2 protein-coding genes are annotated in these 15,473 nt (G+C 75.9%); both read left to right on the top strand.

Annotated elements, in window-relative coordinates:
• Position 1 precedes the first annotated feature (1 nt).
• Positions 2 to 5,059 carry a condensation domain-containing protein gene (locus tag ACPXBU_RS01090; protein WP_425755687.1) on the top strand — a complete coding sequence of 1,686 codons (5,058 nt, stop codon included), beginning with the start codon at positions 2 to 4 and terminating at the stop codon, positions 5,057 to 5,059.
• Between the two features lie 82 nt (positions 5,060 to 5,141).
• Positions 5,142 to 15,473: an amino acid adenylation domain-containing protein gene (locus ACPXBU_RS01085; RefSeq protein ID WP_425755685.1), complete on the top strand. Its 10,332-nt coding sequence runs from the start codon at positions 5,142 to 5,144 to the stop codon at positions 15,471 to 15,473.

Below are 15,473 nucleotides of genomic sequence, written 5' to 3'. Positions count from 1 at the left end.
GATGGGCCAGCCAGGAGAGGACATCGCGATCATCGGTGTCGCCGTGCGGTTCCCGCAGGCCGACGACCTCGACACGTTCCGCGCCAACCTGCGCGCCGGCCGGGACAGTGTGCGGCCGATGCCCGCGACGCGGATGGAGAGCACGAACGTCGACCCTGACGTCCGCTACGCGGAGCTGGGCTACCTGGACCGCATCGACCTCTTCGACCACCGCTTCTTCGGCCTGTCCCGCCGGGAGGCGGAGCTGATGGACCCGCAGCACCGCATCGCCCTGCACCTGACGCAGGGCGCGGTGGAGGACGCGGGCCTGGCCCCGTCGAGCCTGCGGGACAGCCGGACGGCCGTGGTGTTCAGCTCACCGAGCGCCGACTACGCCGCGCTCGTCGGCGAGACCGGCACCCTGGCCATGCTCGGCACCGTGCCCTGCGCGCTGCCGTCGCGGGTCGCTCACCTGTTCGGCCTGGTCGGCCCCACCTACGGCGTGGACACCGGATGCAACGGCTCGCTCATCGCCGTGCACCACGCCTGCCGCGAGCTGCGGGCCGGCGACGCGGACCTCGCGCTGGCCGGCGGGGTCGCGGTGCGCTCCCTGCACCCACCCGCCGACGACACCGGCGCGTTCCAGGCCATCATCTCCCCGCAGGCCCGGTGCCGGGCCTTCGACGCCGACGCCGACGGCACCGCGGCCGGCGAGGGCGGTGCGGTGCTGCTGCTCAGCACGTTGTCCCGGGCACGGGCCGAGGGTCTGCCCGTGCACGCCGTCATCAGGGGCACGGCGATCGGCCACAACGGACACCGGTCCGCCACGATCAGCACACCGAGTGCCGTCGCCCACGCCGACGTCATCGGCCGGGCCTGGCGGGCAGCCGGTCTGGACCTCTCCACGGCCGGCTACCTGGAGGCGCACGGCTCCGGCACCCGGCTCGGCGACGCCGTGGAGATCGAAGGGCTCGGCCTGGCCGGTCGCCGGGCCGGCACCCGGCGCGGTACGGCGCTGCCCATCGGTTCGGTCAAGACCGCCATCGGTCACCTCGACCACGCGGCCGGTGTGGCCGGCCTGGTGCGGGCGATCCTGAGCGTCCGCCACGGCGAGCGCTACCCGTCGCTGCACTACCGCTCCCCCGCCGACGGCGTCGACCCGGAGGCGGCGGGAGTGCGGGTGGTGACCGCACTGGAACAGTGGCCGGGCAGCCGTGATCAGCCGCGCCGGGCCGGCATCAGCTCCTTCAGCCTGGGCGGCATCGTCGCGCACTGCGTGGTCGAGCAGGCGCCCGAGCCACCCGCCGCCGACGACGGCGGGGCGCGCCTCCTGCCGATCTCCGCCCGTACCCCGGACGACCTGCTGCAGACCTGCACCCGGGTCGCGGTCGCCCTTCGGCCCGGGACGGCCCGCCTCGCCGACGTGGCCGTCACGCTTGGCGCGGGCCGCGACCACCACCCGGTACGACTCGCGGTGGTGGCCACCGACACCCGCACGGCCGCGACCGCCCTGGCCGCCGAGGCGACCTGGCGCCGGACCGTCGACCCGGCGGGCGCCCTGTCGGGGAGCGCGACGGACGCGGGAGGCACGCCGCGAGTGGTGCTGCTGCTCTCCGGGGACGCCGAGGTGCCGGCCGACGCCACGGTTGCCCCGCTGCCGACGTCCCTGCCGCTGCGCGGACCCCGCGCCGACACGGTGGCCTGGCAGCTCGACGCGCACCGCAGGCTGGTGGCCGCCGGAGTGCCGGTGCACGGCATGCTCAGCTCCGGCGCGGCCCGTTACGCCGTGCGCTGGCTGCGCGACGAGCTGACACCCGAGGACACCGTCGAGCTGACCGACCGCGACTCGTTCCCCGCCGCCGACCCGGAGCGGCTGCGGCACGCCGTCGCCGCGGTGCTCGCCGACGGCCCGGTCGCCGTCGTCGAGCTGGGCCTGCGAGGCGAACTCGGCGACGCGCTCGCCGACCCGGCGACGCCCGGCGGACCGCACGACGTGCTGCGCGTGCCGCCCGGCCCCGACGGGATGCTGCACGTGCTCGGCGCGCTGTACTCCGCCGGGGTCGACCTCGACTGGGCCGCCCTGGCCGAGGTGCCGGCCGGTCCGCCCGCGCGCCGGATCCACCTGCCCGGCACCCCGCTGCGCGGGGAACGCTGCTGGCCGCTGCCACTGGGCGAGATCATCCGCCTCGGCCCGCCCGCGGCTCCGGCCGAGGTGGCGGTCGTTCCTGCGGACGCCGAGACGCCGCCGCCCCCGGCGACAGCCGTCGAGCCGGCCGTCGCACGGGCGACCACCGCCGAACCAGCTCTCGCGCGGGCAGCCACTCCCGCCATCGCGCGGGCAACCACCACCGAGCCGGCCATCGCGCGGGCGGCGACCGCTGAGCCCGCCACCGCCGAACCAGGCACCAGCGAACCCGCCACCGCGCAGGCAACGACCGCCGAGCCCGTTGCCGTCGCCGTTGTCGCCGAGCCCGCCACCACCGCCGAGCCCGTCGGGCCGCCGGTCGGACCGTGGCTGCGGGAGACACTGCGGGCTCTGCTGCACGCCGACGACGTACCGGCGGACGCCGACTACTTCGCGCTCGGCGGCAACTCGGTGATCGCCCTGCAACTGATCGACCGGGTCGCCGAGACCTACGACGTCGGCCTCGGCCTGATCGACGTCTACGACCACCCATACGTGCACGACCTCACCGGCCTGATCGCCGAACGCGCCGGCGCGTTCGACCCCGAACCCGCCGGCCCCGCACGGGTCACGCCCGATCCGCAGGCGCTCGACCCCGCCGAGCCCGAGGCCGCCAAGCCCGAGGCCGCCAAGCCCGAGACCGTCAAGCCGGAGGCCGCCGAGCCCTCCGCCCCTGCCGCCCAGCAACGGGGTCCGGCCGCCCAGCCATCCCCGTCCGCCGCCGTACCGCAGCCCGACGCCACCGCCGCGCCCCCGGTCGCCGACCCGGCGCACCGCCCGGCCAGGCCGGCGGGCCGGCGCGCGTCGACGACGCGCGGGCTGCCACCGATCGTGCCCGGCGACGACCTCGTGGTCTCGTTCGGCCAGGAGCGGATGTGGTTCCACCACCAACTGGACCCGGGCACCACGCTCTACAACCTGCCGGCGCCGGCCCGGGTACGCGGCCCACTCGATGCCGAGGCGCTGCGCCTGGCCTGGGAGGATCTCGCGGCGCGCCACGAGGTCCTGCGCTCCAACTTCGTCACCGACGACGGCCGGCCGCGCCTGGTGATCCGTCCCGCCCTGGGCGACTTCTTCACAGTTGTCGACGTCTCCGACGCACCCGACCCGGAGGCGGCGGCCCGGGAGATCCTGCACGCCGAGCAGCGGCACGTCTTCGACATCGCCGACGACCCGCTGGTCCGCGTCGTGCTGGTCCGGCTCTCCCCCGACGACCACCTGAGCATCACGCTCATGCACCACGCGGTGAACGACGGCTGGGCCCCGGCCGTGCTCTCCGCCGAACTGGCGGCCCACCTGGCCGCCCGTACCCGGGGCGAGCGGCAGGAGTTGCCACCGCTGCCCATCCAGTTCCGCGACTACGCCCGGTGGCAGCGCGAGCTGCTGACCGGTCCGGCACTGGACGCGGAGCTGAACTACTGGCGGCAGAAGCTGCACGACCCGCCGGTGCTCGACCTGCCCACCGACCATCCCCGGCCGACCCGCCGCGACCACACGGGCGACCACCACAGCTTCATCCTGCCGGAGCAGGTCACCGAGGCGCTGCGGGAGCTGGGCCGGGCGGAGACCGCGACGCTGTTCACCGTCGTGCTCTCCGGTCTGTACGTGCTGCTCGGCCACTACAGCGGGCAGGACGACGTGGTGGTGGGCACCCCGACGATCGGGCGTACCCGCCCGGAGCTGTGGCAGTTGATCGGCTTCTTCAACAACACCATCGCGTTGCGCGCCGACCTGTCCGGTGAGCCGACCTTCCGCGACCTGGTCCGCCAGGTGCGCGGGACGGTGCTGACCGGTCTGGAGCACCAGGAGGTGCCCTTCGACCGGGTGGTCAAGGCGGTCGCCGGGCCGCGCGACCCGTCGCGCAGCCCGCTGTTCGACGTGATGTACGTCCACCAGACCCTGCCGCCGACCGTCTCGCGGGACATCGGGCGGGGCAACGTGCTCGGCGGCGGCGACCGGGAGGATCCGTTCCCCGGGCTGCCGCCCGGCACCGCCAAGTTCGACCTCAGCCTGGTGCTCGGCGAGCACGCCGAGATGCGGGACCTGGTGGGCATCCTGGAATACAGCACCCAACTCTTCGAGCACTCCACGGTGGTGGGGATGGCCGAGCTGTTCGTGGCGCTGCTGCGGGCGCTCGCGGCCGACCCGGACCGGCCCCTGCGGGAGGTGGCCGGCACCGTCGCGGCCGCCCGGCCCGGGTCTCCGGCTCCGGAGGTCGAGGAGCCCGGCCGGGGCGCCGACGGTGACGTCGCGTACTGGCGGGAGGTGCTCGCCCACGCGCCGGTGATGGAGCTGCCGACCGACCGCCCCCGCCCGACCGGTGGGGACGCCGCCACCGCCGTGCACCGGTTCGGCGTGCCCGCCGACGTGGTGGCGGCCGCCGGGGGCGATCCGGTGACCGCGCTGCTGGGCGCGTACCTCGCCGTGGTCGCGGCGCGGGCCGGCACCGACGACGTGGTGGTGGGCGCGGCGCTGGACGGGGGCCAGGGGTCGCAGCCCGCCGCGATCCGCGTGGACCTCTCCGACGACCCCACCTGGGGCGACCTGCTGGCCCGGGTCGACGCCACGCTCGCCGGGGCGCGCCAACACCTCGGCGTGCCTGTCGACGCACTGGCGCGGGCACTGGACCTGCCGCCGCTGCCGGGCCGCCACCCGCTGTTCGACATGTGGTTCGGGCCGGTGGACGCCTCGGCCGTCGAGCACCCGTACGACCTGGCGCTGACCGTGCGGCCGGACGGCGACGGCGTGGCCGCGAGCCTGACCTACCGCACCGCGCTCTTCGACCCGGACACCGCTGCGGCGCTGGCCGACGAGCTGGTCGGCGTGCTGCGCGCGGCGGCGGCCGAGCCGGGCCTGGCGGTGCTCGATCTATGGCTGCCGGCGGCGACCGGATGACCGGGAAGCAACCGGAGGGCGCAAGGCTGGCCCCGGCTTCCACCACTACGCCCACACCCGCGTCCTCTAGGGGGAGATGACCGTGGCCGACCACACCGGCGCCGTCGCCGCACTCGTCACACCGGACGGCATACTCGACCCGGCGCTGTTCGGCACGGCGGTTCGCCGCGCGCTGGACGAACTGCAGACCGCCACCGGGCTACCCGCGCCCGAAGACGTGGAGCTTGTCGACCTGGGCGACGAGCCCGACCCGGAGCGCGCCGCCGAGGGCTGGATCGGTAACGGCACGGACGCCACCGGCGGTCGGGGCGCCGACCGCGGGTCCGCTCAGGCGCTGCTGCACCTGGGCGCGGGCCGCTGCGGCTGGTACCAGCGCTACCCCGCCCGCCACCTGGACCGGCACGGCGTGGAGCTGGTCACCACCCGGGCCGCCGAGATCTACTCCGGACTGCTGGGCGGTGGCGCCGCCGGGGAGCCGCTGCGCGCGACGATCCCACCGGGCCCGGAGTCGCCGGGCGCCGACGCGGCACGGCGGCACTGGGCCGGCGAGCTGCGGGACGCGCCCCAGCCGGCCAGCCTGTCGACAGCCCTCGACGACCGTCGCGTCGGCCGGGTGACGGCGGAGGCCCCGCTGGACGCGGGCGAGACGGCGACGGTACGCGCCGCGTCGCGCGCCGCCGGCGTCGCGTGGCCCATCTGGCTGGCCGCGACCGTCACCTGTTATCTGCACCGGCGTGGCGCCGGGACCGACGTGCTGACCGGAGTACGGGTGGCCGGGCGCACCGAACGGGGCGACCTGCGCGACCCCGGCCCGCTCGCCCGGGTGCTGCCGCTGCGGGTGCCGGTGCGACCCGAGCACACCGTGGCCGCCGTGGTGCGCCGGGTGGCCGACGCGACCCGCCGGGCCCGCCGCCACCTTCGGCAACCGGTCACCGACGTCGGGCCGTACGGCGTGCTGATCGAGGCGGTCCCCGCGGCGGCGCCGGCCCGTTTCGGCCCGGTCCCCGCGACCGTGCGGCACCTCGGCACCGGGCAACCGGCGCAACTTGTCGTCCGCGTCGTGGAGGACCCGGTCGACCACGGCCTGCGCCTGCTGCTCGACGGCGACGCCGCCCACTTCGACGCGGCCGACCTGACCGCCCACCTGGCCGGCCTGCGCCGGGCGTTGACCGCCGACCCCCGACAGCCGGTGGCCGGTGTCGACCTGGTCGGCGATCCGGTCCGCCGCGCCGTGGCCGAGTGGAACGACACGGCGACCCCCGTCGTCCCGGCGACCATCCCCGGGCTCTTCGAGGCCACGGCCGACCGCGACCCCGAGGCCGTCGCCGTGGTCGCCGGCGCGACCCGACTGACCTACCGGGATCTGGACGAGCGGGCCAACCGGCTGGCGCACCACCTGCTCGCCGCGGGCGCGGGGCCGGGCCGCCTCGTCGCGCTGGCGCTGCCCCGCACGGCGGACACCGTGGTCGCGCTGCTCGCGATCACCAAGACCGGCGCGGCGTACCTGCCGGTCGACCCGGCGTACCCGGCGGCCCGGGTCGCCGGCATGCTCGCCGACGCCCGGCCGGCGCTGCTGGTGACGAGCGGTGACCTGGCCGCCCGGCACCCCGACCACCGAGCCGTCCGGTTGGACGACCCGGCGGTACGCGCCGACGTGGACGGGCGTCCGGCCCGGCGGCCCGGCGACGCCGACCGGCCCGTTGCGCTGCTGCCGGCGCACCCCGCGTACGTCATCTACACCTCCGGCTCCACCGGCCGGCCCAAGGGCGTGGTGGTCGCCCACCGGTCGGTCGCCAACCTGCTCGCCTGGGCCCGCAGGGACATCGGCGACCGGGCGCTGCGCCGGGTGCTCGCGTCCACCTCGCTCAGCTTCGACGTCTCCGTCTTCGAGGTGGTGGTGCCGCTGCTGGCCGGGCACACCGTGGAACTCGTCGCCGATCCGCTGGCCCTGATCGCCGAGCCGTCCGCGCGGTGGCAGGTCAGCCTGGTCAGCACCGTGCCGTCGGTGCTGGGGCACCTGGTCGCGCACGGTGGACTGGACCTGTCCCCGGACACGCTGCTGCTCGCCGGCGAGGCGCTGCCCGTGCAGGTGGCCCGCGCGGTCCGCGAGCGATTCCCGGACGCCCGCCTCGGCAACGTCTACGGCCCGACCGAGGCGACCGTCTACGCCACCGCCTGGTACGGCCGTGGCCCGGTCGACGGCCCTCCGCCGATCGGGCGGCCCCTGCCCAACACCCGCGCGTACGTCCTCGACGGCGCGATGCAGCCGGTCCCGCCCGGCACCGCCGGCGAGCTGTACCTGGCCGGTCACGGGATCGCCGACGGCTACCTGGGCAATCCCGCGCTGACCGCCGAACGCTTCCCGGCCGACCCGTTCGGCCCGCCCGGCACCCGGCTCTACCGCACCGGTGACCTGGCCCGCTGGGACTCCGGCGGCGTCCTGCACTACCTGGGGCGCACCGACCACCAGGTGAAGGTTCGTGGCTTCCGGATCGAGCCCGGCGACGTGGAGGCCACGCTGACCGGACACCCGTCGGTGACCGCCGCCGCCGTGGTCGCCCGGGAGGACCGCCCCGGCGATCGCAAGCTCGTCGCGTACGTCACCGGGTCGGTCGACGGCGCGACGGTACGGGCGTGGGCCGCCGCGCGGATGCCCGACCACATGGTGCCCAGCGCGGTCGTCGTCCTGGACCGGCTGCCCACCACCCCCAACGGCAAGCTGGACCGGGCCGCCCTGCCCGCGCCCGACTTCGCCGCCGCCGCCAACCCGACGGCCAGCGCCGCGACCGTGCTGGCCGGCGTCTTCGCCGACGTGCTCGGCCTGCCGTCGGTCGACCACCGGGCCAGCCTCTTCGACATCGGCGGCGACAGCATCATCGCCATCCAACTCGTCAGCCGCGCCCGCCGCGCCGGGCTCTCCTTCACCCCCCAGGACGTCTTCGAGCACCCCACCGTGGAGGCTCTCGCGGCGATCTGCGGCCGGGTCGACGACGGTCCGGCGGAGGTCGCCGACGACGGCGTGGGACGGGTGCCGCTGACACCGATCATGGAGTGGTTCCGCCAGCGGGGCGGTCCCGGCGACGGGTTCAGCCAGTCGGTCGGGCTCCAGGTGCCGGCCGACCTCGGTCACGACCGGCTGGTGTCCGCCCTGCGTACCGTGCTGGACCACCACGACACGCTGCGGCTGACCCTGACCCGCCGGGGCGGCGGCACCCGGGTCGCCCGCTGGACGCTTGACGTCCGGCCGCGCGGGGCGGTCGACGCCGCGTCCTGCGTACGCCGGGTGGACGTCGCGGGCCTGGACGAGCGCGGGTTGGCGGAGGCGGTGGGGCGCGAGGCCGAGGCGGCCCGCCGGGAACTCGCTCCCACCGACGGAGTGATGCTGCGGCTGGTGTGGCTGGACGCCGGTCCGCGGCACCCCGGGCGGCTGCTGGTGGTCGCGCATCACCTGGTCGTCGACGGGGTCGCCTGGCGGGTGCTGGTGCCCGACCTGGTGGCCGCCTGGAGCGCGGCGCGGGCCGGGACGTCGGCGGACCTGCCGCCGGTCGGCACGTCGTACCGGCGCTGGGCGCAGTTGCTCACCGAGGAGGCCCGCCGCCCCGAGCGGGAGGACGAGGTCGACGTCTGGCTCGACCAGCTCGCGGGCGAGGACCCCACGCTCGGCACCGATCGGCTCGTCGCGACCCGCGACGTGACCCGGACCAGCCGGATGTTCGCCATGCGGCTGCCCGCGGAACAGACCGAGCTGCTGCTCACCCGGGCGCCGGCGCTGTTCCACTGCGGACCGGACGAGGTGCTGATGACCGGTCTGGCGCTGGCCGTCGCGGCGTGGCGGCGGGGTCGCGGCCGGGGCGACGCCTCGGACGTGCTGCTGGACATCGAGGGTCACGGCCGGGAGCCCGTCGTGCCCGGCGTCGACCTGTCCCGCACGGTGGGCTGGTTCACGAGCATCTACCCGGTACGCCTCGACCCGGGCGCCCCGGACTGGGACGAGGTCCGCTGCGGTGGGCCGGCCGTGGGCGTCGCCATCCGTCGCGTCCGGCAGCTCACCCGGTCGTTGCCGGACAAGGGCGTCGGTTTCGGTCTGCTGCGCTACCTCAACCCGCACACGTCGACGGTGCTCGCGGAGGCCGGCCGCCCGCAGATCGGCTTCAACTACCTCGGCCGGTTCGCGGCGGTGGGCGGTGAGGGCGCCGGCACCGGGTGGGGCGCGGCAAAGGAGTTCGACGGTCTGGGCGGCGGGGCCGACCCGGACTCGCCGCTGCCGCACGAGCTGGAGATCGGCATGGTCGCGCAGGAGGGCCCGACCGGCACCCAGCTCACCGCCTCGCTGATGTTCGCCGGCGAGTTGTTCGGCGAGGAGGAGATCGCCGAGCTGGCCAACCGGTGGGCGGAGGCGCTGGTGGGGCTCGCCGCGCACACCGCCCTGCCCGGCTCCGGCGACACCACGCACCCGGACCTGGACCTGAGCCTGGCGCCGCTCACCCCGGAGGAGTTGGACGTGGTGGTCGCGGCGGTGCCGGACCCGGTCGACCTGCTGCCCGTCGCGCCCCTGCAGGAGGGGATGCTCTTCCACGCCCGGTTCGACGAGAACGCCCTGGACGTCTACTCGGTGCAGCTGATCCTCGACGTCGAGGGCCCGCTCGCCGTGGCCCGGCTCGGTCGCGCCGCCGACGACCTGCTGCGCCGGCATCCCAACCTGCGGGCCGGTTTCCTGCACGACGGGCTGACCCGGCCGGTGCAGGTGATCCCGCGGGGCGGCCACCCACCGGTGGACGAGACGGACCTGCGTGGCCTCGATCCGGCCGCCCGGGAGGACGAGTCGCAGCGTCTGCTCGCCGCCGACCGTGCCCGGCGCTTCGACCTGGCCCGGCCACCACTGGTCCGGATCTCGGTGCACCGGCTCACCGAGGAGCGGCACCGGATCTCCCTGCTCTGCCACCACATCGTCGCCGACGGCTGGTCGACGCCCCTGCTGATCCGGGACCTGCTCAGCTTCTACGCGGGCGGCGACGCCGCGCGGGACCTGCCGCCGCTGACGCCGTACCGGGAGTACGTGACGTGGCTGGTGAGCCGGGACACCGACGCCGCGGCGACGGCCTGGCGTGCGGCGTACACCGGGTTCGAGACGCCGACCCTGCTCGCGCCCGGCAGCGACGGGCGGGACCCGGTGCCGGCCAGTGAGGTCGCCGTCGACCTGCCGGACGCGCTCTCCGACGGCCTGGCGCACGCGGCCCGTCGCTGCGGGGTCACGCTCAACATGGTCGTGCAGGCGGCCTGGGGGTTGGCGCTGGCCGCGACCACCGGCAGCGCGGACGTGGCGTTCGGCGCCACCGTGTCGGTACGCCCGCCGGAGCTGGACGACATCGAGGCCATGGTGGGCCTGTCGATGAACGTGGTGCCGGTACGGGTCCGCTGCGCCGCCGGATCGTCGCTGCGCGAGGTGGTGACCCGGCTGCGCGTCGAGCAGACGGCCCTCATGCCGCACCAGCACCTGGGCCTGCGCGCGATCCACCGGGCGGTCGGGCACACCACCCTCTTCGACAGCGTGTTCGCGTTCGAGAACTATCCGATGGACACCGGCAGCTTCCAGCCCGACGGCAGCGACCTGCGGGTGGTCGGCCTGGCCAGCCACGACGGCAGCCACTACCCGGTGACGTTGCGGGTGTACGCCCGGGGCGGGCGGGTCCAGCTCCGGCTGGACCACCGCCCGGACGTGGTCGACGACGAACGCGTCGGACGCCTGCTGACCGCGCTGCGCCGCGTGTTCGAGGCGCTGGTGTCGGACGTGGACACACCTGTCGGCCGGCTCCGGCTGGCCGATCCGAGCGGGGGTGACGCGCTGGCCGGGTGGAACGACACGGCGGCGCCGCTGCCCGCGCTCGGGCCGGACGAGCTGGTGGCGGGAGTCGCCGCCACCAGCCCGGACGCGGTCGCGGTGCTCGACGGGGACACCACGCTCACCTACCGCGAGCTGGATTCCCGCGCGGACCGGCTGGCCGCCGCGCTGGTCGCGGCGGGCGTCGCGGCGGGCGACCGGGTGGCGGTCGCCCTGCCTCGGGGAGCCGCGCTCGTGGTGAGCCTGCTCGCCACCCTCCGGGCCGGCGCGGCGTACCTGCCTGTCGACGTCGACTACCCATCCGCGCGACTGGCGGCCATCCTGGCCGACGCCCGCCCCACCTGCCTCGTCACGGCCGACGACGCGGCGCTGCCCGACTTCCCCGGCCCCCGGCTGCGTCCCGACGGACCGGGCGGCATCACCACACCCCGCGTCCCGGCGGCGGCCGGCCGGCCGGCGTACGTCATGTACACCTCCGGCACCACGGGCGTGCCCCGGGGCGTGGTGGTGTCCGGCGGCGCCATCGTCGCCCTGGCGCTGGACCGGCGCTTCGACGCCGCCGCCCACCGGCGCGTCCTGCTGCACTCGCCGGTGACCTTCGACGCCGCCACCTACGAGCTGTGGGTGCCGCTGCTGCGCGGCGGCACCGTGGTCGTCGCGCCACCCGGCGACCTGGACGTGGCGACCATCGGTCAGCTGGTCGCCCGGCACCGGGTGACCGCGCTGTGGCTGACCGCCAGCCTCTTCCGGCTGGTCGCCGGGGAGGCGCCGGAGGCGCTGGCCGGGGTGGCGGAGGTGTGGACCGGCGGCGAGGTGGTGCCGACCGACGCGGTGGACCGGGTACGGGCGGCCGTGCCGGGCATCACCGTGGTCGACGGGTACGGCCCGACCGAGAACACCACGTTCGCCACCACCTGGCCGGTGCGCCCCGGTGATCCGGTCGACGGCCCGCTGCCCATCGGCCGGCCGATGGACAACACCCGGGCGTACGTCCTGGATCCGGCGCTGCGGCCGGTGGGCCCGGACGTGCCGGGCGAGCTGTACCTGGCCGGCGCCGGGTTGGCGCACGGTTACCTCGACGACGCGGCGTTGACCGCGTCGCGGTTCCCGGCCGACCCGTTCGGCCCGCCCGGCGGCCGGCTCTACCGCACCGGCGACCTGGCCCGGTGGGACGCCGACGGGGTGCTGCACTTCCTGGGCCGCGCCGACGACCAGGTGAAGGTGCGCGGTTTCCGGATCGAGCCGGGGGACGTGGAGGCCGCGCTGCGCGAGCATCCGGCGGTGGCGGAGGCCGTCGTCGTCGCCCGCGAGGACCACCCCGGGGTACGCCGGCTGGTCGCCTACGTCACCGGCGCCGAGGCCGACGGCGTGGCGGTCCGCGAGTGGGCCGCGACGCGTCTGCCCGACCACATGCTGCCGGCGGCCGTCGTCGTGGTGCGGCGGTTCCCGCTGACCGCCAACGGCAAGCTGGACCGGGCGTTGCTGCCCGCGCCGGGGCCGGTGGTCGGCGGGCGGGGCGGCGCGCCGCGCACCGACGCCGAACGGGTCGTCGCCAGGCTCTTCACCGAGGTGCTGCGACTGGACGAGGTGGGTGTCGAGGACCGCTTCTTCGACCTGGGCGGGGACAGCATCTCCGCGCTGCAGCTGGCCAGCCGGGCCCGCCGGGCGGGTCTGGCGCTGACACCGCGGCAGGTCTTCGCGCACAAGTCGGTCGCGGCCATCGCGGCGGTCGCCCAGGCGGTGACGGCGCCGGCCGTCGAGACCCGCGAGGAGGCGATCGGCGCGATGCCGCTCACACCGATCATGCGGTGGTGCCACGAGCGGCCGGGGCCGGTGGAGGGCTTCAGTCAGTCGATCACCCTGGCCGTGCCGGGCGGCCTCGCCCACGCCGATCTGGTGGTGGCCGTGCAGGCCCTGCTCGACCACCACGACGCGCTGCGGATGCGGGTCGACGCGGCCGGCGGGTGCGAGATCCTGCCGGTCGGGTCGGTGGACGCCAGCACCGTCGTCGACCAGGTCCGGGTCGCCGACCTCGACGACACCGAGGCGTACGCGCTCCTCGACGCGGCGCGGGAGGACGCGCGCCGGGCGTTGGTGCCCGCCAACGGGCGGATGTTCCGGGTGGTGCACGCCGACGCCGGCGGCGAACGGACCGGCCGGCTGTTCCTGCTCGCCCACCACTTCGTCGTCGACGGCGTCACCTGGCGGGTGCTCGGCGCCGACCTGGAGGCCGCCTGGCGGGCCGTGCGCGACGGGACCTCGGCCGGCGCGGCGCTCGCGCCGGTCGGCACGTCCCTGCGCCGGTGGGCGGGGCTGCTCGCCGAGGAGGCGCAGCGCCCCGACCGGGAGAACGAGGTGGACCACTGGCTGGCCCAGCTGGCCGGTCGTGAGCCGTCGCTGGGCAGCCGGCCGCTCGACCCGGCGGTGGACGTCATCGCGAGCGCCGCCGTCGTGCCGGTCGAGCTGCCACCGGAGGAGAGCGCCGCGCTGCTGGTCCGGCTGCCCGCGCTGTTCCACTGCACGCCGGACGTGGTGCTGGCCACCGCGCTGGCCCTCGCGACAGCCCACCGACGCCGGGACCGGGGCCGGGCCGACGGCGGCTCGGCGCTGGTGATCGACAGCGAGCTGCACGGCCGCGAACCGCTCGTCGACGGGCTCGACCTGACCCGCACCGCCGGCTGGTTCACCAGCATGTTCCCGGTCCGCCTGGACCCCGGCGCGGTCGACTGGCAGCAGGTGGTGTCCGGTGGGCCGGCCCTGGAGTCGGCGCTCAAGCGGGTCAAGGAGCAGCTGCGGTCGATGCCGGACCACGGCATCGGATACGGCCTGCTGCGCTTCCTCAACCCGCACACCCGGCCGCTGCTGGCGGCGGCCGGGCGCCCGGAGGTCGGCTTCAACTACCTGGGCCGGTTCGCCGGCGGCGCCGACGACCCGAGCGCCGGATCGGACGCCTGGCGTCCGGCTCCGGAGTCGGGCGGGTTGGACGGCGGCGCGGATCCGCGTACCGCGCTCGACCATGTCCTGGAGGTCACCGCCTGGTCGGTGGACGGCCCGCAGGGTCCGTCGCTGTCGGCGAGCCTGATGTACGGGAGCCAGGTCGTCGACGCGGCCGAGGTCGAGGAGCTGGCACGGGCGTGGCGACAGGCGTTGGGCGGCCTGGCGGCGCTGGCCGGGGTCAGCGTCGGCGGACGCACCCCGAGCGACTTCCCTCTCCTGCGCCTCACCCAGCACGAGGTGGACGCGATCACCGCCGAGGTCCCCAGCCCCAGCGAGGTGCTGCCGCTCGCGCCGTTGCAGGAGGGCCTGCTCTTCCACGCGGTCTCCGCCGACGAGGCCCGCGGCGTCTACGTCGTGCAGTTCACCCTGCACCTGGACGGCCCGCTGGACGGGGCGGCGCTGCGCCGGGCCGGCGACGGGTTGCTGCGCCGGCATCCGCACCTCGGTGCCGCGTTCCTGCACGAGGGGCTGCCGGTGCCGGTGCAGGTGATCGGCGAGACGACCCGGATGCCGTGGCGGGAGATCGACCTGAGCCAGTTCGCCCCGGCGGAGCAGGAGAGCCGGCTGGCGGATCTGGTCGACGCGTACCGGGCGGCCCGCTTCCAGCCCACGCAGCCGCCGATGGTGCGGCTGCTGCTGGTCCGGCTGGCCGCCGAGCGGCACGCCCTGGTGATCGGCGCGCACCACATCCTCCTGGACGGCTGGTCGACGCCGCTGCTCATCACCGACCTGCTGGCGCTCTACCACGCGGAGGTACGCGGGACGGCGCTGGCGCCGCCGCCCCCGTACCGCGACTACCTGGCCTGGATCGCCCGCCAGGACCGGACGGCGGCCCGCATCGCCTGGCGGGACGTCCTCGACGACCTGCCCGGGCCGACCATCCTGGCCGAGCCGGCGCCGGAGAAGGAGGCGGTGCTTCCGGAGCACGTGATCTCGGAGTTGTCGGAGCCGCTCAGCACGGCCCTGCGCGCGCAGGCGCGGGCCGGTGGGCTCACCGTCAACACCTTCGTCCAGACGGCCTGGGCGCTCACCCTCGCCGACGCGCTGGGCCGTGACGACGTGGTGTTCGGCATGACCGTGGCGGGCCGGCCACCCGAGCTGCCGGGTGTGGAGAAGATGGTGGGGTTGTTCATCAACACGCTCCCGGTCCGGGTCCGGCTGCGCGCCGACGAGGACCTCGCCGGGCTGCTGGCCCGGGTCCAGGACGAGCAGTCCCACCTGAGTGGTTTCCAGTACCTCAGTCTCGGTGAGATCCAGCGCGCCGCCGGGGTGGGCGAGCTGTTCGACAGCGCCGTCGTCTTCGAGAACTTCCCGCTGGACATGGAGGCGCTGACCGAGGCCAACGGCGGCCTGCGGATGAGCGGCGCCACCGGCCACGACACCCCGCACTTCACCTTCGGGCTGGCCGTGCTGCCGTACGAGCGGATCGCCTTCCGGGTCACCCACCGGCCCGATCTGCTGCCGCGCGCGGAGGTGGAGCGGCTGGTGGCAGCCATGGTGCGGGCCCTGCAACTGCTTGTCGACCATCCGGAGCGGCGGGTCGCCGCCGTACGGGCCGAACCCCTGGTGAGGAGCTGA

This window comes from Micromonospora sp. DT231, assembly GCF_049847025.1.
GTDB lineage: Bacteria > Actinomycetota > Actinomycetes > Mycobacteriales > Micromonosporaceae > Micromonospora.
The sequence above is the reverse complement of the archived record's forward strand: the minus strand, read 5'-3'. Positions and strand labels throughout refer to the sequence as shown.

What these genes read in the sequence shown, in the direction of transcription:
- ACPXBU_RS01090 (WP_425755687.1), top strand. Translation starts at nt 2, where the DNA reads ATGGGCCAGCCAGGAGAGGACATCGCGATCATCGGTGTCGCCGTGCGG.